Annotated in this window: 19 protein-coding genes and 2 tRNA genes; 13 read left to right on the top strand and 8 right to left on the bottom strand. The window is 36.6% G+C overall.

All coding sequences use genetic code 11. The annotated features are described in order from the left end of the window. Positions 1–64: 64 nt before the first annotated feature. On the top strand, positions 65–961 hold the full coding sequence (locus tag ACPT8O_RS03050) for a glycosyltransferase family 8 protein (RefSeq protein WP_041175235.1): 897 nt from the start codon (positions 65–67) through the stop codon (positions 959–961). 183 nt (positions 962–1144) lie between these two features. Further along, a tRNA-Ser gene (locus ACPT8O_RS03045) sits at positions 1145–1234 on the top strand. Positions 1235–1600: 366 nt separating this feature from the next. Here the strand turns inward: ACPT8O_RS03045 and hpf are convergent. The 3 genes from hpf to dapA form a co-directional block, all read right to left on the bottom strand. Further along, entirely contained in the window at positions 1601–1924 is a 324-nt protein-coding gene (hpf, locus tag ACPT8O_RS03040) for a ribosome hibernation-promoting factor, HPF/YfiA family (protein ID WP_005660635.1), read from the bottom strand. 168 nt (positions 1925–2092) lie between these two features. Further along, the gene (bamC, locus tag ACPT8O_RS03035) at positions 2093–2740 is read right to left on the bottom strand and encodes an outer membrane protein assembly factor BamC (protein WP_021034361.1); all 648 of its coding nucleotides are present in this window, start codon (positions 2738–2740) and stop codon (positions 2093–2095) included. A 111-nt stretch (positions 2741–2851) separates the two neighbouring features. Continuing rightward, a complete protein-coding gene (gene dapA / locus ACPT8O_RS03030) occupies positions 2852–3748 on the bottom strand; it encodes a 4-hydroxy-tetrahydrodipicolinate synthase (RefSeq protein WP_021034362.1) in 897 nt (298 codons plus the stop codon). 100 nt (positions 3749–3848) lie between these two features. On the opposite strand from dapA, the gene bcp reads away from it, so the two are divergent. The 4 genes from bcp (at position 3849) to ACPT8O_RS03010 (ending at position 6165) form a co-directional block, all read left to right on the top strand. After that, positions 3849–4316, top strand: coding sequence for a thioredoxin-dependent thiol peroxidase (bcp, locus tag ACPT8O_RS03025; RefSeq protein ID WP_021034363.1), 468 nt, complete (start codon positions 3849–3851; stop codon positions 4314–4316). A gap of 142 nt (positions 4317–4458) precedes the next feature. After that, positions 4459–4911 carry a TonB-system energizer ExbB gene (gene exbB, locus ACPT8O_RS03020; protein WP_005660631.1) on the top strand — a complete coding sequence of 151 codons (453 nt, stop codon included), beginning with the start codon at positions 4459–4461 and terminating at the stop codon, positions 4909–4911. A gap of 3 nt (positions 4912–4914) precedes the next feature. Further along, the gene (exbD, locus tag ACPT8O_RS03015) at positions 4915–5358 is read left to right on the top strand and encodes a TonB system transport protein ExbD (protein WP_005656183.1); all 444 of its coding nucleotides are present in this window, start codon (positions 4915–4917) and stop codon (positions 5356–5358) included. Positions 5359–5367: 9 nt separating this feature from the next. Then, on the top strand, positions 5368–6165 hold the full coding sequence (locus tag ACPT8O_RS03010) for an energy transducer TonB (RefSeq protein WP_021034364.1): 798 nt from the start codon (positions 5368–5370) through the stop codon (positions 6163–6165). Positions 6166–6348: 183 nt separating this feature from the next. On the opposite strand, the gene ACPT8O_RS03005 is transcribed toward ACPT8O_RS03010, so the two are convergent. After that, positions 6349–6867: a single-stranded DNA-binding protein gene (locus ACPT8O_RS03005; protein ID WP_021034365.1), complete on the bottom strand. Its 519-nt coding sequence runs from the start codon at positions 6865–6867 to the stop codon at positions 6349–6351. A gap of 152 nt (positions 6868–7019) precedes the next feature. On the opposite strand from ACPT8O_RS03005, the gene uvrA reads away from it, so the two are divergent. The 7 genes from uvrA to ACPT8O_RS02970 all read left to right on the top strand — a co-directional run bounded on the left by uvrA (position 7020) and on the right by ACPT8O_RS02970 (position 18570). Next, complete coding sequence (uvrA, locus tag ACPT8O_RS03000) at positions 7020–9851, top strand: excinuclease ABC subunit UvrA (RefSeq protein ID WP_021034366.1); 2832 nt, start codon at positions 7020–7022, stop codon at positions 9849–9851. Between the two features lie 318 nt (positions 9852–10169). After that, the gene (hap, locus tag ACPT8O_RS02995) at positions 10170–14471 is read left to right on the top strand and encodes an adhesion and penetration autotransporter Hap (RefSeq protein WP_021034368.1); all 4302 of its coding nucleotides are present in this window, start codon (positions 10170–10172) and stop codon (positions 14469–14471) included. 143 nt (positions 14472–14614) lie between these two features. Next, a complete protein-coding gene (locus tag ACPT8O_RS02990) occupies positions 14615–15061 on the top strand; it encodes a hypothetical protein (protein WP_005668223.1) in 447 nt (148 codons plus the stop codon). Positions 15062–15184: 123 nt separating this feature from the next. Further along, a complete protein-coding gene (gene queA, locus ACPT8O_RS02985) occupies positions 15185–16276 on the top strand; it encodes a tRNA preQ1(34) S-adenosylmethionine ribosyltransferase-isomerase QueA (protein ID WP_021034369.1) in 1092 nt (363 codons plus the stop codon). A 344-nt stretch (positions 16277–16620) separates the two neighbouring features. Continuing rightward, positions 16621–17769, top strand: a complete 1149-nt coding sequence (gene tgt / locus ACPT8O_RS02980) for a tRNA guanosine(34) transglycosylase Tgt (protein WP_021034370.1) — start codon at positions 16621–16623, stop codon at positions 17767–17769. A gap of 64 nt (positions 17770–17833) precedes the next feature. After that, positions 17834–18352: a hemerythrin domain-containing protein gene (locus tag ACPT8O_RS02975; RefSeq protein ID WP_041175236.1), complete on the top strand. Its 519-nt coding sequence runs from the start codon at positions 17834–17836 to the stop codon at positions 18350–18352. Continuing rightward, the gene (locus tag ACPT8O_RS02970) at positions 18349–18570 is read left to right on the top strand and encodes a sulfurtransferase TusA family protein (RefSeq protein WP_021034372.1); all 222 of its coding nucleotides are present in this window, start codon (positions 18349–18351) and stop codon (positions 18568–18570) included. The genes ACPT8O_RS02975 and ACPT8O_RS02970 overlap by 4 nt, the downstream gene beginning before the upstream one ends. 174 nt (positions 18571–18744) lie before the next feature. Here ACPT8O_RS02970 and ACPT8O_RS02965 read toward each other — a convergent pair whose 3' ends face one another. From ACPT8O_RS02965 to secG, 4 genes are all read right to left on the bottom strand, one after another. Continuing rightward, positions 18745–18978, bottom strand: a complete 234-nt coding sequence (locus ACPT8O_RS02965) for a phage integrase central domain-containing protein (RefSeq protein WP_228003467.1) — start codon at positions 18976–18978, stop codon at positions 18745–18747. Between the two features lie 57 nt (positions 18979–19035). After that, entirely contained in the window at positions 19036–19227 is a 192-nt protein-coding gene (locus ACPT8O_RS02960; RefSeq protein WP_172453994.1) for an integrase arm-type DNA-binding domain-containing protein, read from the bottom strand. 92 nt (positions 19228–19319) lie between these two features. Beyond that, positions 19320–19405, bottom strand: a tRNA-Leu gene (locus ACPT8O_RS02955). Between the two features lie 24 nt (positions 19406–19429). Then, on the bottom strand, positions 19430–19771 hold the full coding sequence (secG, locus tag ACPT8O_RS02950; protein WP_021034373.1) for a preprotein translocase subunit SecG: 342 nt from the start codon (positions 19769–19771) through the stop codon (positions 19430–19432). Positions 19772–19780: the final 9 nt, after the last annotated feature.

Genomic DNA, 19780 nt, shown 5'->3' with positions numbered 1-19780 from the left:
GACAGACAGACAGACAGACAGACAGACAGACAGACAGACAGACAGACAGACAGACAGACAGATAATAAATATTATATTTTCATCTGACAACTATTATGCAACTTATTTAGCTGTAAGTATTTTTAGCATTATTAAAAATACACCTGAAAAAATAAATTTTTATATTCTTGATATGAAAATAAATCAGGAAAATAAGACCATAATAAATAATTTAGCAAGTGCATATTCTTGTAAAGTATTTTTCTTGCCTGTCTGTGAGGCTGATTTTCAAAACTTTCCAAAAACAATAGATTACATATCTTTAGCGACTTACGCTAGACTAAATTTAACTAAATATATAAAGAATATAGAAAAAGCTATTTATATCGATGTAGATACATTAACAAACTCTTCACTTCAAGAACTTTGGGATATAGATATAACGAATTATTATTTGGCAGCATGTCGAGATACTTTTATTGACGTAAAAAATGAATCTTATAAAAAATCCATTGGTTTAGAAGGATATTCTTATTTTAATGCAGGTATATTATTAATTAATTTAAATAAATGGAAAGAAGAAAATATTTTCCAAAAATCAATAAACTGGATGAATAAATACAATAATGTTATGAAATACCAAGATCAAGATATTCTAAATGGTATCTGTAAAGGAAAAGTAAAATTTATCAATAATAGATTTAATTTTACACCAACAGATCGAGGTTTGATTAAAAAGAAAAATTTATTACACGTAAAAATGCCAATAATTATTTCTCATTATTGTGGTCCATATAAATTTTGGCACAAAAAATGCGGTCACTTAAATTGTCATATAGGAAATTTACTTTTAAAAGAAATGGATAAAATTATTGATGTACCATCATCTTGGTATGATCATTTTGAGAAAATCCCTTTTTTAATTAAAATAAAAAGGTTAAGAAAGAGAATAAAAGATAAATTAATATATGGTATCTATTAAAAATCAACTGTTTTAATAATTATCAAGGTTACATATTACTAAATTATTAGTATCTTCTAACTCTGGATTAGCTCAATAGTTTTTACTGCCTATTTTTTAACTAATCTTTTAAAGATTTTTATTTTTTATAGTAAAAAACTTGACTAAACCAGAGTAAATCTTTATAGTTCGCCTACCTTTTACGGTGAGATGTCCGAGTGGTTGAAGGAGCACGCCTGGAAAGCGTGTATGTGGGAAACTGCATCAAGGGTTCAAATCCCTTTCTCACCGCCATTAATCCCGTCAAATAATATCTATCTCGTTAAAAAATATAAATACAATCTGTATCTTTCATTAGTCTTTATTTCTATTAAAACCAATTTAAGAAAAAATTAATCGAACGCTTAGGAAATTCATACGTACTTGCCGAGCGGTTTTCTGGATTTTTTGGTGTGTTTTATAAAATAAAATTTCGCTCTGTAGGCTATTGTTTAAGTTTATGAAGTTATTAAAGATAAAGTTGTCGTTTATGTTCTTGTAGTGGGGTAAGCGTAAACGCATTGAAGTTTACATCGCCGTGTAAGATAGGTTAAATTAATCTGACAGACATATTATTTTACAATAAGGCTGCCAGATTAGATTTTATTCTTTTTACAGTATTTAGATTTCAAAAGAATCTTTTAAACGTTCATTCGCTCGGCGAGATTCACTTTTATGTTGAAGTTTATTAAGCTGACGTTCTAATTTTTCTTCCACTTCATTAATTGCTTTATACATATCATCTGAAGTTGCACTGGCTAATAAATTGCCTAAAGGTGTGCCAATAGAGGCTTCGACAGTAAATCCATTAGGTACTTTGTTTAAAACAAAATGTGGGCTAATTAACTGCGTTTGCCACTTACCTAACTTCGCAAGTCTTTCCTCCAAGTGTTCACGAATTGCAGGGGTGATGTCCATTTGTTTACTGGTAATATTAAGTGTCATAGCATTTACCTCTTTGTTGCGTGATTTAAATTCTAGTTAATAACAAAATAGCGTTCTTATTTTAGATTTTCAAGTGCTTTAAAGATAAATATCAGAGTAATTTTCAAAAGGATGATCTATGTCTCATTTCTAAACATTTATTTTAGAGAAATTATTATATGACGCCCCCTATTGAATTGAAGTGCTTGATAAATCCTGTAATTGTTTGTTATAGGCTGTAGTGAGAGCTAAAACAATGCGATTTAAACGTTCCGAAGTATAATATTGTTTATCTGATATATTTGGTGTAAAAATAATACCATCTCGGCGCATATGCAAAATAGATACGGTAATCGCAATTACATCAGGCGTCATTACTTGTTCTATTTGATATTTTATTTCTATAGATTTATCGCCAATTCGTTCTGTTTTTGTCCAATCAGTTGTTAAAATCAAGCCATCTGTTGTTGATGAAATACCCTCATCTTTCAATAAACGCTCAACTTGCTGAAGATTATATAGTTTTGCCTGTTGTTTTGGGTAAACAATCAACGAACGTTCGCCATCAAATTTTGTTATTGAATTTTGAATAATAGCAAGAGGGATTAATGGTGGACGAATATCAATATCTCCCCTTTTTTTCACTTCAATATTAGGTAACGAATAAGCATCATCAGCTTTTGGTAACTGTACACCTCCAGTAGCCAAAGGGGAAAAATGGGGAATGCTCGCCTCAGATTTTTGAAATGAATCGTTGCTTGCTTTTAAGGTTTCGGGATTAGACGAACAACCGACGAGGATAATAGCCGTTGTTAAACTCAATATTATTTTTTTCATATACTAACCTTAACTAAATTGAAAATTTGATAAATTCTGACCGCACTTTTCTGATCATTTTACTGATCTATAATACATAAAAGTGAGGGGTAATTACTTACCCTTTTATTTTTATAACAATCCTGCAATTTTTAGTGCATCTTCTACTTTTGGTTGAATTTCTTCACTAAGTGTCGTAAGTGGCAAACGTAAATGTGGCGATTTAATTAAGCCTAAGCGATAAGCTGCCCACTTCACTGGAATTGGATTGGATTCAATGAATAGGTCGTGATGTAAACGCATTAAACGAGCATTAATTTCTTCCGCTTTATCAAAATCTCCCACGAGTGCATAACGGCACATATCAGCCATATCTTTTGCTGCAATGTTATTTGTTACTGATATTACTCCCTCAGCACCTAATTTTATTGCTTCTAAGCCTGTTGCATCATTACCACTTAAAACAATAAAATTTTTACCAGCAAGCTGCTTAATTTTAACTATTCGGCTCACATCTCCCGTTGCTTCTTTAATACCTACAATATTTTCAATTTTAGCTAAACGAGCAATCGTTTCTGGCTTCATATCACTGCCTGTGCGACTAGGAACGTTATAAAGAATCTGTGGTAAATTAGTACATTCCGCAATGGCTTTAAAGTGTTGATATATTCCCTCTTGGGTTGGTTTATTATAATAAGGCACAACAGATAAACATCCTGCTACGCCACTGTCTCGTAATAATTTAGTCATTGTAATTGCTTCACTTGTCGCATTTGCACCCGCTCCCGCAATAATAGGAATACGTCCTTTGGCAAATTCAACGGTCTTTTCAATGACTTTTACATTTTCTTCAATACTTAGCGTGGCAGATTCTCCCGTTGTACCTACAGAAACAAGCGCATTAGAACCTGCTTCAATGTGGTGTTCTACTAATTTTTCTAAACAGGAAAAATCGACTTCGCCATAATGATTCATTGGCGTAACAAGGGCAACTATGCTACCCGAAAATAAAGGATTTTGCGCTGACATATAACCTCCATCGGTTTTCAATTTTATTATTTGGTTTCACTTGTTATAGTCGCTAAAATAACTTTGATTTGCAAATTTTTTTTCATTAAAGGAGTTTTTTATGAATCCATTATCTGTTGGTAATCAAGCACCTGCTTTTACCTTATTAAATCAACAGGAAAAACCTGTTTCTTTAAATGATTTTCGTGGTAAAAAAGTTTTAATCTATTTTTATCCAAAGGCACTCACGCCAGGCTGCACCACACAAGCCTGTGGATTGCGTGATAGCAAATCTGAATTAGATGAACTAGGCTTAGTTGTACTTGGCATTAGCCCTGACGCTCCGAAAAAATTAGCTCAATTTATTGAGAAAAAAGAACTTAATTTCACATTGCTTTCTGATCCTGATCATCAAGTTGCGGTGCAATTTGGCGTATGGGGCGAAAAAAAATTTATGGGGAGAACTTACGACGGTATTCATCGAATTAGTTTTTTAATTAATGAAAGCGGAAATATTATGCAAGTATTTGATAAATTTAAGACAAAAGACCATCATCAAATGATCATTGATTATCTTCGCTCCTTATAATTTTTCAAAAAATAACCGCACTTTTCCACATAAAGTGCGGTAAAAATTCATAAATTTTTCAATTCAAGGTTTACGCATTATTCAGCCTTTGTTAGAATTCCTCGCCTGATTGAAATTCATTCTCAAATAACAAGGAAAAAAAATGCTACAACTTTTTGATTTTTTACAACAGTACAGTGATTATTTTATCATCGGTTTATTATTACTGATGAGCGTTATTATGCTTGCGATGGTAATTGAACGTTACCTTTTTTTAAGAAAGGTAAATGCGGCACATTATTCTACTATTCACGCATTAGAAATTGATTTAAACCGTAATATGACAGTGATTTCTACCATCGGTGCCAATGCACCTTATGTTGGATTACTTGGTACAGTTATCGGGATTTTATTAACTTTCTATCAAATCGGTCACGGCGGTGGCGACATTGATCCAAGTGAAATTATGTTGCACTTATCTTTAGCATTAAAAGCAACAGCATTAGGTATTCTAGTGGCTATTCCATCTATGGTGTTTTATAACGGTTTAGGTCGTAAAGTGGAAGTTAATCGTTTGAAATGGAAAGTATTAAACGAACAAAAAGATAAGGAATAATCAGTGAAAAAATTTGATGAAATCAACATTATCCCTTTCATTGATATTATGTTGGTATTGCTTACTGTGGTGCTTATTACTGCATCTTTTATCTCTCAAGGTAAAATTCAAGTAAATGTACCAAAAGCCAGTACAGCAGTCGCATTTAAATCTGACGAGCTCGCTAAATTATTAACAGTGACAGCGGATAAACAGCTCTATTTCAATGATAGACCTATTACGCAAGAAGCTCTTGAAGCAGAAATTGCTCAATGGAATAAAGATCAGAAAGTCACTTTAAAAATTGATGCCGAAGCCTCCTTCCAAGATTTTGTGACTATTACAGATATGCTTTCTAAAAATGAAATCAAAAATGTGGCAATTGTTTCTATGAAAGATAAGGGAAAAAGTGCGGGTAAAAATTCTCAAGAATCTACTCCCTCCCAGTCTGTACCAACTACGCCGTAAGGAATAATTATGCAGCAAACAAAACGTTCGCTATTGGGTTTGCTTATTTCTTTGATCGTACACGGTATTGTTATAGGATTTATCTTGTGGAATTGGAATAAGCCAAGTGATAGCGCAAATAGTGCACAAGGCGATATATCTACAAGTATTTCTATGGAGCTTTTGCAGGGTATGGTGTTGGAAGAACCTGCTCCAGAGCCTGAAAATGTACAAAAAGAGCCTGAGCCAGAGCCAGAACCAGAACCAGAACCAGAAAAACAAGAAATTGTAGAAGATCCAACAATAAAACCTGAACCGAAAAAAATCAAAGAACCCGAAAAGGAAAAGCCAAAGCCCAAAGAAAAACCGAAAGAAAAGCCGAAAAATAAACCTAAAAAAGAGGTTAAACCACAACAGAAACCAATCAATAAAGATCTACCAAAAGGCGATAAAAATATTGATTCAAGTGCTAACGTAAATGATAAAGCAAGCACAACAAGCGCAGCTAATAGCAATGCACAGGTAGCAGGAAGTGGAACGGATACGAGTGAAATAGCTGCTTACCGTTCTGCAATTCGCCGTGAAATTGAAAGTCATAAACGTTATCCAACTCGAGCGAAGATAATGCGCAAACAAGGAAAAGTGAGTGTATCTTTTAATGTGGGAGCTGATGGTTCGCTAAGTGGAGCTAGAGTTACAAAATCCTCAGGCGATGAAAGTTTAGATAAGGCGGCATTAGACGCTATTAACGTTTCTCGTTCTGTGGGAGCAAGACCAGCAGGCTTTCCTTCGAGTTTAAGTGTGCAAATTAGTTTTACTCTTCAATAAAATGTGATATGGAAGATAAATGGTAGCAATTAATCTTCCCTAAAACTAAAGCTATAAAATTAAGGACTAAATCTATAATCATAGGCTTAGTCCTTTTAATTTAAAAATTAAAATAAAAAAGAGAAGCTCTTTTTTATTCAGCTTCTCTCAGATTTTTATCATTTACTTTTCAATCTATGTCATTTAGAACGGAATATCGTCATCGAATCCGTCCATTGGTGGCTCAGCCTGTGGTGTTGCTGGTTGTGATGTGGCTGATTGTGGTGCAGGACGAGATGATTGATAACTACCACCATTGTTAGTTTGACGAGCTTGGTAAGAGGGTTGTGGCGCACCGCCCATATCATTACCATAACCTGCGTTTTGATTACGTCCACCAAGCATTTGCATTACATCGCCTTGAATTTCTGTGGTGTAGCGATCTTGACCATTTTGATCTTGCCATTTACGTGTTTTTAAACGACCTTCCACATACACTTGAGAACCTTTGCGCAAGTATTCGCCGCAAATCTCCGCTTGACGACGATAAAATACAATGCGGTGCCATTCTGTTACTTCACGGCGTTCGCCCGTATTACGATCGTTCCAGCTTTCACTGGTTGCTACGCTGATATTTGCAACGGCATCGCCGTTTGGCATAGTACGAATTTCAGGATCATTACCTAAATGACCTACAATAATGACTTTATTAATTCCAGCCATAAAAAACCTCATTTTTTATCTAAAAAAGTGCGGTTATTTTGCCTGAAATTTTTTAAAAGATCTATATATTTTAACTGGATATTTGCACAGATATTAAAATATGCGATAATGATCGCAAAATTTACACTTATTTCATACTTTTGAGTTATTTTATGGAAAATATTGATATTCGCGGGGCTAGAACCCATAATCTGAAAAATATTAATTTAACCATTCCACGCAATAAACTTGTGGTGATCACAGGGCTTTCAGGTTCGGGGAAATCTTCTTTAGCCTTTGATACGCTTTATGCGGAAGGGCAACGCCGTTATGTTGAATCCCTTTCTGCTTATGCGCGTCAGTTTTTATCTTTAATGGAAAAGCCTGATGTGGATTCTATTGAGGGGCTTTCCCCTGCAATTTCCATTGAACAAAAATCCACCTCACACAATCCACGTTCTACAGTGGGAACAATTACGGAAATTTACGATTATTTACGTTTATTGTTTGCCCGTGTAGGGGAGCCGCGTTGTCCCGATCACAACGTTCCATTAACGGCACAAACGATTAGTCAAATGGTGGATAAAGTATTAAGTTTGCCAGAAGACAGCAAAATGATGTTACTTGCGCCAGTGGTCAAAAATCGCAAAGGCGAACATCTCAAGATTTTAGAAAATATTGCTGCGCAAGGTTATATTCGTGCGCGTATTGATGGCGAAATTTGCGATTTATCTGATCCGCCAAAATTAGCTTTACAGAAAAAACATACAATTGAAGTGGTGGTGGATCGCTTTAAAGTGCGGTCAGATTTAGCAACACGTTTAGCCGAATCTTTTGAAACTGCATTAGAGCTTTCAGGTGGCACCGCAATTGTGGCAGAAATGGATAATCCGAAAGCGGAAGAATTAATTTTTTCGGCAAATTTTGCTTGTCCGCATTGTGGTTATTCTGTGCCAGAATTAGAGCCTCGTTTGTTTTCCTTTAACAATCCTGCAGGTGCTTGCCCAACTTGTGATGGCTTGGGTGTGCAGCAATATTTTGATGAAGATCGTGTGGTGCAAAATCCAACGATTTCCCTTGCAGGCGGTGCAGTGAAAGGTTGGGATCGTCGTAATTTCTATTATTATCAAATGCTTACATCATTGGCGAAACATTATCATTTTGATGTTGAAGCCCCTTATGAATCTTTGCCAAAGAAAATTCAACACATCATTATGCAGGGTTCAGGCAAAGAGGAAATTGAATTCCAATATATGAATGATCGTGGCGATGTGATTATTCGCAAGCACCCTTTTGAAGGGATTTTGAATAATATGGCTCGCCGATATAAAGAAACGGAATCAATGTCGGTGCGTGAAGAATTAGCAAAAAATATTAGCAATCGACCTTGTATAGATTGTGGCGGTTCTCGTTTACGACCCGAAGCGCGCAATGTGTATATTGGAAAAACCAATTTGCCGATAATTGCGGAAAAAAGCATTGGCGAAACCCTCGAATTTTTTACCGCACTTTCTTTAACTGGGCAAAAAGCACAAATTGCGGAAAAAATTCTTAAAGAAATCCGCGAGCGTTTGCAGTTTTTAGTCAATGTTGGGTTGAATTATCTTTCTCTTTCTCGTTCTGCGGAAACCCTTTCAGGCGGTGAGGCGCAACGTATTCGCCTTGCCAGTCAAATTGGTGCGGGACTTGTTGGCGTTATGTATGTATTAGATGAACCCTCTATTGGCTTGCACCAACGTGATAATGAACGCTTACTTAATACATTAATTCATCTACGTAATCTTGGTAATACGGTAATTGTCGTAGAACACGATGAAGACGCAATTCGTGCGGCTGATCATATTATTGATATTGGGCCTGGTGCTGGCGTACACGGCGGACAAGTTATTGCACAAGGAAATGCCGATGAAATCATGCTCAATCCAAATTCCATCACAGGAAAATTCTTATCGGGTGCAGATAAAATCGAAATCCCGAAAAAACGCACCGCACTTGATAAGAAAAAATGGCTCAAACTTAAAGGCGCATCAGGTAATAACTTAAAAAATGTGAATTTAGATATTCCCGTTGGTTTATTTACTTGCGTGACTGGTGTATCTGGTTCGGGAAAATCCACACTTATTAATGACACCTTATTTCCACTTGCGCAAAATACGTTAAATAGAGCAGAAAAGACGGATTACGCACCTTATCAATCTATCGAGGGATTAGAGCATTTCGATAAAGTTATCGACATTAATCAAAGCCCGATTGGACGCACGCCACGTTCAAATCCAGCCACTTATACAGGCTTATTTACCCCAATTCGTGAACTTTTTGCTGGCGTACCAGAAGCGCGTGCGCGCGGTTATAATCCAGGACGTTTTAGCTTTAACGTACGAGGTGGACGCTGTGAAGCCTGTCAAGGCGACGGTGTACTCAAAGTTGAAATGCACTTTTTGCCCGATGTTTATGTTCCTTGCGACCAATGTAAAGGTAAACGCTATAATCGCGAAACCTTAGAAATTCGTTACAAAGGTAAAACCATCCATCAAGTTTTAGATATGACAGTGGAAGAAGCACGCGAGTTTTTTGATGCGATTCCAATGATTGCAAGAAAATTACAAACCTTGATGGATGTGGGATTATCCTATATTCGATTAGGTCAATCTTCCACAACACTTTCAGGCGGCGAAGCACAACGCGTTAAGCTAGCGACCGAGCTTTCTAAACGTGATACGGGTAAAACCTTGTATATTCTAGATGAACCGACGACTGGTTTGCATTTCGCTGACATTAAGCAATTACTTGAGGTGTTGCATCGATTACGCGATCAAGGAAATACTATTGTCGTGATAGAACACAATCTTGATGTGATTAAAACCGCAGACTGGATTGTCGATCTTGGCCCAGAGGGAGGCAGTGGCGGCGGACAAATTATTGCGACGGGTACACCAGAGCAAGTTGCCAAAGTAGAAAGTTCCCACACCGCTCGCTTCCTTAAACCGATTTTAGAAAAACCTTAGAAAAAATGACCGCACTTTCAGAGAAAACTCACATAAAGTGCGGTTATTTTATTAGTGATATTGTTTTAACTTTAGTTGCCTATGTAAATTATATACAATATTACCACATCGCAAGATTAGATTACCCACTAAGTATTAAGCAAAAACCTAGAAATTTTGGCTTAATTACTATATAGTTTTACTCATTTATTTTCTTTTGTGCCTTTTAGTTCGTTTTTTTAGCTGAAATCCCTTAGAAAATCACCGCACTTTTATTGTTCAATAGTCGTTTAACCACGTATTTTTTAATACGAAAAATTACTTAATTAAATAAACATTATGAAAAAAACTGTATTTCGTCTGAATTTTTTAACCGCTTGCATTTCATTAGGGATAGTATCGCAAGCGTGGGCAGGTCACACTTATTTTGGGATTGACTACCAATATTATCGTGATTTTGCCGAGAATAAAGGGAAGTTCACAGTTGGGGCTAAAAATATTGAGGTTTACAATAAAAATGGAAATTTAGTTGGCACATCAATGACAAAAGCCCCGATGATTGATTTTTCTGTGGTATCGCGAGGTGGCTATGCAACATTAGTGGGAGAGCAATATATTGTAAGTGTTGCTCACAATGGAGGGTACACTGATGCTGATTTTGGTGCGGAAGGAGTAAATCCCGATCAACATCGTTTTACTTATCAAATAGCTAAACGTAACAATTATAAGCCTGATCAGGGACGTAATCATTATGATGGGGATTACCATATGCCTCGTTTACATAAATTTGTAACTGAAATTGAACCGATAGGTATGACACCGCTTGTGGATGGAAGGGTATATGCTAATAAAGAGGATTATCCTGAGCGTGTACGTATAGGTTCAGGGGATCAATATTGGCGTACAGATAAAGATGAAAAAACGAATGCAAACAGTTCATATTTCGTTGCAGATGCGTATCGGTACCTTACCGCAGGAAATACTCATACTCAGAGTGGAAACGGTAATGGTACAGTCAATTTTAGTGGTAATGTAGTTAGCCCTAATCATTATGGTCCATTACCTACGGGAGGTGCTCAAGGTGATAGTGGTTCGCCAATGTTTATTTATGATGCAAAAAAAGAAAAATGGCTTATAAATGGTGTATTACAAAGCGGAAATCCTTTTGTGGGGAGAGGTAATGGGTTTCAGTTAGTGCGTGAAGAATGGTTTTACGATGAAGTTTATGCTAAGGATATTCATACCATATTTAATCCTAGAACACCTAAGGATCGCCATTATACTTTTACTGATAATAAAGATGGTTCTGGTTCTGTTACAGCACAAGATAATAAACAGTATAGAGTACAGATAGCGAATTATAATTTGCCCAATCGTAAAAAAGAGCCCATTTATACATATGATGGGAACAATTATTATTCTCCAGCACTAAGCAATGGTAAAAATATTGCTTTTATTGATAAAGGAAATGGAACAATTACTTTAACAAGCAATATTGATCAAGGCGCAGGCGGTTTGTATTTTGAAGGGGATTTTATAGTTTCGCCTACCAAAGATGAAACGTGGAAAGGGGCAGGTATATCTATCAGTGATGAAAGCACTGTTATTTGGAAAGTAAACGGTGTGGAAAATGATCGACTTTCTAAAATCGGCAAAGGCACATTGCACGTTAAAGCCAAAGGGATAAATAAAGGTTCGATCAGCGTAGGCGATGGTACAGTCATTTTAGATCAACAAGCAGATGAAGCGGGTCAAAAACAAGCTTTCAAAGAAGTTGGCATTGTAAGCGGTCGAGCAACAGTTCAATTAAATAGTACAGATCAAGTTGATCCTAACAATATCTATTTCGGCTTTCGTGGTGGTCGCTTAGATCTTAACGGGCATTCATTAACCTTTAAACGTATCCAAAATACGGACGAGGGGGCGATGGTTGTGAACCATAATACCACTCAAGTGGCTAATGTTACTATTACAGGTTATGACACCATAAATGATAATTTAAAACAATTAACTAATAAGCGAGATATTGCATTTAACGGTTGGTTTGGCGAAACAGATGAAAATAAACACAATGGACGATTAAACCTTATTTATAAACCAACCACAGAAGATCGTACTTTGCTACTTTCAGGTGGTACAAATTTAAAAGGCGATATTACCCAAACAAAAGGTAAACTATTTTTCAGCGGTAGACCGACACCGCACGCCTACAATCATTTAAATAAACGTTGGTCAGAAATGGAAGGTATACCACAAGGCGAAATTGTGTGGGATCACGATTGGATCAACCGCAAATTTAAAGCTGAAAACTTCCAAATTAAAGGCGGAAGTGCGGTGGTTTCTCGCAATGTTTCTTCAATTGAAGGAAATTGGACAGTCAGCAATAATGCAAATGCCACATTTGGTGTTGTGCCAAATCAGCAAAATACCATTTGCACGCGTTCAGATTGGACAGGATTAACGACTTGTAAAACAGTAGATTTAAACAATAACGCTGTTATTGCTTCTATACCTATAACACAAATCAATGGCTCTATTAATTTAACTGATAATGCAACGACGAATGTTAAAGGTTTAGCAAAACTTAATGGCAATGTCACTTTAACAAATCACAGCCAATTTACATTAAGCAACAATGCCACCCAAATAGGCAATATCAAACTTTCAAATCACGCAAATGCAACGGTAAATAATGCCACTTTAACGGGCGATGTGAATTTAGCGGATACTAGCCACTTCACATTAAACAATCACGCAACCCAGATTGGCACAATCAGTCTTCATCAGCAAGCTCAAGCAACAGTGGATAATGCAAACTTGAACGGTAATGTGCATTTAACGGATTCAGCTCAATTTTATTTAAAAAACAGCCATTTTTCGCACCAAATTCAGGGCGACAAAGGCACAACAGTAACATTGGAAAATGCGACTTGGACAATGCCTAGCGATACCACATTGCAGAATTTAACACTAAATAACAGTACTGTTACGTTAAATTCAGCTTATTCAGCTAGCTCAAACAATACGCCACGCCGTCGTCGCCGTTCGTTAGAGACGGAAACGACGCCAACATCGGCTGAACATCGTTTCAACACATTGACAGTAAATGGTAAATTGAGTGGGCAAGGCACATTCCAATTTACTTCCTCTTTATTTGGCTATAAAAGCGATAAATTAAAGTTATCTAATCACGCTGAAGGCGATTACACATTAGCTGTTCGCAACACAGGCAAAGAACCTGTGACCCTTGAGCAATTAACTTTGATTGAAAGCTTAGATAATCAACCGTTATCAGACAAACTCACATTCACGTTAGAAAATGACCACGTTGATGCGGGTGCATGGCGTTATAAATTAGTGAAGAAAAACGGCGAATTCCGCTTATATAACCCAATAAAAGAGCAGGAATTAACCGATAATTTAGCCAACGCTGAACAAAGAGAGCAGGCATTAAAAGAAAAACAAGATGAATTGACTGCTAAAAAACAAAAACCTGAGGCAAAAGTGCGGTCAAAAAGAGCAGCGTTTTCTGATACCTCGCCTGATCAAAGCCAGTTAAACGCATTAGAAGCCAAACAAGCTGAACTGACTGCTGAAACACAAAAAAGTAAGGCAAAAACAAAAAAAGGGCGGTCAAAAAGAGCAGTGTTTTCTGATCCCCCGCTTGATCAAAGCCTGTTAAACGTATTACAAGCCGCACTTGAGGTTATTGATGTCCAACAGCAAGTGGAAAAAGAGCGTAAAGCTCAAGAGCAAGCTGAAAGACAACGCAAACAAAAAGACTTGATCAGCCGTTATTCAAATAGTGCGTTATCAGAATTATCTGCAACAGTAAATAGTATGCTTTCTGTTCAAGATGAATTAGATCGTCTTTTTGTAGATCAAGCACAATCTGCCGTGTGGACAAATATCGCACAGGATAAAAGACGCTATGATTCTGATGCGTTCCGTGCTTATCAGCAGAAAACGAACTTACGTCAAATTGGGGTGCAAAAAGCCTTAGCTAATGGACGAATTGGGGCAGTTTTCTCGCATAGCCGTTCAGATAATACCTTTGATGAACAGGTTAAAAATCACGCGACATTAACGATGATGTCGGGTTTTGCCCAATATCAATGGGGCAATTTACAATTTGGTGTAAACGTGGGAACGGGAATCAGTGCGAGTAAAATGGCTGAAGAACAAAGCCGAAAAATTCATCGAAAAGCGATAAATTATGGCGTGAATGCAAGTTATCAGTTCCGTTTAGGGCAATTGGGCATTCAGCCTTATTTTGGTGTTAATCGCTATTTTATTGAACGTGAAAATTATCAATCTGAGGAAGTGAAAGTGAAAACGCCTAGCCTTGCATTTAATCGCTATAATGCTGGCATTCGAGTTGATTATACATTTACTCCGACAGATAATATCAGCGTTAAGCCTTATTTCTTAGTCAATTATGTTGATGTTTCAAACGCTAACGTACAAACCACGGTAAATCGCACGATGTTGCAACAACCATTTGGACGTTATTGGCAAAAAGAAGTGGGATTAAAAGCGGAAATTTTACATTTCCAACTTTCCGCTTTTATTTCGAAATCTCAAGGTTCACAACTCGGCAAACAGCAAAATGTGGGCGTGAAATTGGGGTATCGTTGGTAAAAATCAACATAATTTTATCGTTTATTGATAAACAAGGTGGGGCAGATCAGATCCCACCTTTTTTATTCCAATAATGGAACTTTATTTTATTAAAGGTATCTAAGTAGCACCCTATATAGGGGATTAATTAAGAGGATTTAATAATGAATTTAACTAAAATTTTACCCGCATTTGCTGCTGCCGTCGTATTATCTGCTTGTGCAAAGGATGCACCTGAAATGACAAAATCATCTGCGCAAATAGCTGAAATGCAAACACTTCCAACAATCACTGATAAAACAGTTGTATATTCCTGCAATAAACAAACGGTGACTGCTGTGTATCAATTTGAAAACCAAGAACCAGTTGCTGCAATGGTAAGTGTGGGCGATGGCATTATTGCGAAAGATTTTACTCGTGATAAATCACAAAATGACTTTACAAGTTTCGTTTCTGGGGATTATGTTTGGAATGTAGATAGTGGCTTAACGTTAGATAAATTTGATTCTGTTGTGCCTGTAAATTTAATTCAAAAAGGTAAATCTAGCGATAATATCATCGTCAAAAATTGTGATGTAAACGTAAAAGCAACTAAAAAAGCAAATTTATAATTAATCCCAAATGACCAGCATAATTGCTGGTTATTTTATCTTTCCTGTAGAAAAGATTTTTTCTTGAGATCATTTTCAATTCAAACTAGACTTATCGCCTATTTATTTAACCTAAATTTTATTATGCGTGTTTCAGACTTTAATTTTGATTTACCCGATGAATTAATTGCTCGTTATCCTAAAACTGATCGTGTTTCTTGTCGTTTATTACAGTTAAATGGCGAAAACGGAGAAATTTTTCACCGCACTTTTTCTGATGTATTAGATTTAATTGATGAAGGCGATTTGTTGATTTTTAATAATACGCGCGTTATTCCTGCAAGAATGTTTGGGCGTAAAGCCAGTGGTGGCAAAATTGAAGTTTTAGTTGAGAGAATGTTAGATGAACATCGTTTCTTAGCACATATTCGTTCATCGAAATCCCCTAAAGAAGGGACTGAATTATTTTTAGGGGAAGATAAATTAGGCGAAAATAATGGCATTAAAGCGGTAACGACAGCACGCCATAGTTCGTTGTTTGAAGTGGAATTAAGTGATAAATCAACCGCTCTTTTAGATGTGTTGCAAGCCATTGGACATATGCCATTACCGCCTTATATCGACCGTCCAGATGAAGAAGCCGATCAAGAATGTTATCAAACCGTTTATAGTAAAGTCCCAGGTGCTGTAGCGGCACCAACAGCGGGCTTACATTTTGATGAAAATTTACTTGAAAAACTCAAAGCAAAAGGTGTGAATTTTGAATTTGTTACATTGCATGTGGGCGCGGGAACATTCCAGCCTGTTCGTGTGGAAAATATTGAAGATCACGTAATGCACGCGGAGTACGTGGAAGTTTCCCAAGAAGTTTGCAATGCGATTATTGCAACAAAAAAAGCGGGCAAACGTGTAATTGCAGTGGGAACCACTTCTGTTCGTTCTATTGAAAGTGCGGCACTTTCTGCGGAAGAATTTGGCAATCCAGATTTAATTGAGCCTTATTTTTCTGATACCTCTATTTTTATTTATCCAGGGAAAAAATTCCGAGTGGTGGATTGCTTAATTACTAATTTCCACTTACCTGAAAGCACATTGATTATGTTAGTTTCAGCTTTTGCTGGTTATAAAAATACAATGAATGCTTATAAAAGTGCGGTCGAAAATCACTATCGTTTTTTCAGTTATGGCGATGCGATGTTCATCACTAAAAATCCAAATGTAAAAGGATTAGAATAAGTTGTTTGACTTGTAATTAGTCAGCACTTACAATAAAGAACAAGAGATGGCTGTAACCATCCCTTGTGTCGGAGAATCTACCTGCCAGCGCTACCTTTCAATAGTAGGCAAAGTAGAATAACAATGACTAGTTTAATAATAAGATTAATCATAGTTTTTATCCTCAATTTGATTACAAATGAAGGATCTACTAAGCAGCCCGTCAGGTGCGTACTGGCGGACTGATTTTAGCAGATCCGCCTCTGCTCAAAGAGCATTAAAAATATGATAGCATAAAGCCTGTAACTTTGAACAGGCTTTTTTATTCATAAAAATCTTCGAACTGTTTATTCGTTGGAGCTAAAATGAAGTATGAATTAGATAAAATAAGCGGCAGTGCTCGTCGTGGTCGTTTAGTATTTGAGCGTCCACAAGGCACGTTCAGTGTAGAAACCCCTGCATTTATGCCAGTAGGTACTTATGGCACGGTAAAAGGCATGACGCCAGAAGAAGTGCGTGCGACAGGTGCAGAAATTCTTTTGGGTAACACTTTCCATTTATGGTTACGTCCAGGGCAAGAAATTATGCGTAAACACGGCGATTTGCACGACTTTATGCAATGGCATCGCCCGATTTTGACTGACAGTGGCGGTTTCCAAGTATTCAGTTTAGGTAAATTACGTAAAATTACAGAAGAAGGCGTGAAATTCCAAAACCCAATTAACGGCGAGCGCATTTTCCTTTCGCCTGAAAAATCTATGGAAATTCAATATGATCTCGGCTCAGATATTGTGATGATTTTTGATGAATGTACACCATATCCTGCAACGTTTGATTATGCGAAAAAATCTATGGAAATGTCACTTCGTTGGGCAAAACGTAGCCGTGATCGCTTTGATGAATTAGGCAATAAAAATGCGCTATTCGGTATTATTCAAGGCGGCGTATTTGAAGAATTACGCAAAGTATCACTAGAAGGCTTAGTGAATATTGGCTTTGACGGTTATGCGGTGGGCGGTTTAGCTGTTGGCGAGCCGAAAGAAGATATGCACCGCATTTTAGAATATATTTGCCCACAAATTCCTGCGGATAAACCACGTTATTTAATGGGCGTGGGTAAGCCAGAAGATTTAGTGGAAGGTGTTCGCCGTGGTATTGATATGTTTGATTGCGTAATGCCAACCCGTAACGCACGTAACGGCCATTTATTCGTGACTGATGGCATTGTTAAAATCCGTAATGCAAAATATCGTGATGATACCAGTCCGTTAGATCCTGAATGTGATTGCTACACCTGCAAAAACTACACCAAAGCTTATTTATATCATTTAGATAAGTGTGGTGAAATTTTAGGCGCACGCTTAAATACCATTCACAATTTACGCTATTATCAACGTTTAATGGCTGAAATTCGTCAAGCAATAGAAGATGATCGTTTCGATGATTTTGTAGTAGAATTCTATGCTCGTATGGGCAAACCCGTTCCGCCATTACAATTAGCAGATAAATCATAATGAATGAAAGTGCGGTAGAAAAATGAAACGTTTTTTGACCGCACTTTTTAACAAAGGAAACTTTATGCAAATTCTTGAACCTCAACAATTCGCCACATGGAATGAACCTATTGAAATGCTTTATGCCTGCCATAGCAAGGTAAAACGTTTTTGTCGTCAGTTAAGCATTTTGCCTGATTATCTAGAAAAACACGGCTATACTCAGGCTGTATTAAATGATGTTGAGCAGATTTTAAGCTATTTCAATCGTGCCGCGCCTTTACATCACGATGATGAAGAATTAGATTTTTTCCCTCAACTAGTCAAAGTGGCTCCGCAAGCACAAAGTGCCATTGATGAATTGGAACAACAGCACAAAAATTTGCATGAAAATTGGAATGCATTATCTGCGCAGTTAGAAGAACTTATTTCTGAACAACGTCAAAATATTGATGAACATTTAATTGAACGCTTTGTTCAAGGTTATGAACGTCATATTACGTTAGAAGAACCTTTATTTGAGATGGGGCGAGAATTTTTAGCTGATGATGTGTTGTCTGAAATGGGTAAAAATATGAGCATTCGTCGTCAAGTTACAGAATGAAATATCAGCTCAATTTAACCGCACTTCGATGCCCAATTGCTCTTTTAAGTGCCAAAAAAGCCTTAAAAAATTTGGATAAAAATGATGAACTAATGTTGATCTTAAACATTGAAAGTGCGGTGGAAAATTTTTCTATTTTTGCCGAAGAAAATTCTGTTGCTTTGGTCGAACAATATTACACTTCGGAAAAAGAATTTATTGTTATCTTGAAAAAATAAAATTAATGTACTAGATAATAACTCAAAAACTATTTGCTTATAGATGTAATCGAAGTCAGTAAATTCAAGCATTTTAAAACCAATTTCTGACTATTACGCACTTACTGTCTCTTTTAATCGTAATGCCGTTAAAAAAGATCAGCAAATTAATAGTTTTTCAAAACCAGTCTGCAATTATGACTTTCCATGATACCTTGTGTTATCGCACGATCCATTATTACACCGATAATCTGGTGTATTTTTTTTGAGCGTGTTACTTCTATCTGCTATTTTTTCACAAATGCTAACTAACTCTTTTACTTTTATTTCTGATAGATGCTTATCACCAATATAAGGGAAGATATGATTTTTCAATCTTTCCCAATTCTTTTCTCGTGTTTCTGAATTTTTAGCCTTTTCTTTATAAATGCCATAAAAATAACTTTCTGCAACAGAATGAAAAGTATATTTTAAGCAGTTTTCATATTATTGTTGAATGCGTATTTTTTCTTCTTGTGGTTCGATACCTTTCGAAAGTAACGCACGATATTCTTCACGTTTAGCACGGGCATCTGCTAACGATAATTCTGGATAACCGCCTAAGGCTATTTTTGTTCTTTTCCCTGTGAGTGGTCTAGCGTAGTTAAATCGCCAGCTTTTAGAACCACTAGGTAAGATTAGATATGAGGGGTTAAAGTGCTATAAACCCTTGTGAAACCTGGATAAAACAAAACCCCACGATTAGTTTCGCGGGGCTTTGTTTAGTCAAATGGTGCTCTGGGCGAGACTTGAACTCGCACGACCTGTGGTCACTACCCCCTCAAGATAGCGTGTCTACCAATTCCACCACCAGAGCGTTAATTTTTATGCTAATCCTATTTTATTGTGGGATGTCGCTATTTTTATTTTCTTTCGCTGGAGCAGTTTGTTGTTGCTGAACTTGCTCTGCAGCTTGTGATAAATCGTCAAAAGCACCTTTTTGAATATTGCCTTTATGTGAATTCATGTTACCTAAAACAAGAGCAATAACAAAAAATGCAGTTGCTAAAATCGCACTGGTACGTGTTAAAAAGTTACCTGCACCAGCAGAGCCAAACATTGTACCTGATGCGCCACCACCAAAAGATGCACCAGCGTTCGCTCCTTTACCTTGTTGAACGAGAATAAACCCGATCAAGGCAATCGCGACAACAACATAAATAAATAAAAGAACTTGATACATTTTTTCTCT

Origin of the sequence: Haemophilus sp. HN_Hi08 (assembly GCF_049824455.1) — a bacterium.
Lineage (GTDB): Bacteria > Pseudomonadota > Gammaproteobacteria > Enterobacterales > Pasteurellaceae > Haemophilus > Haemophilus influenzae_D.
This window is presented reverse-complemented; position numbering and strand designations above follow the sequence as displayed.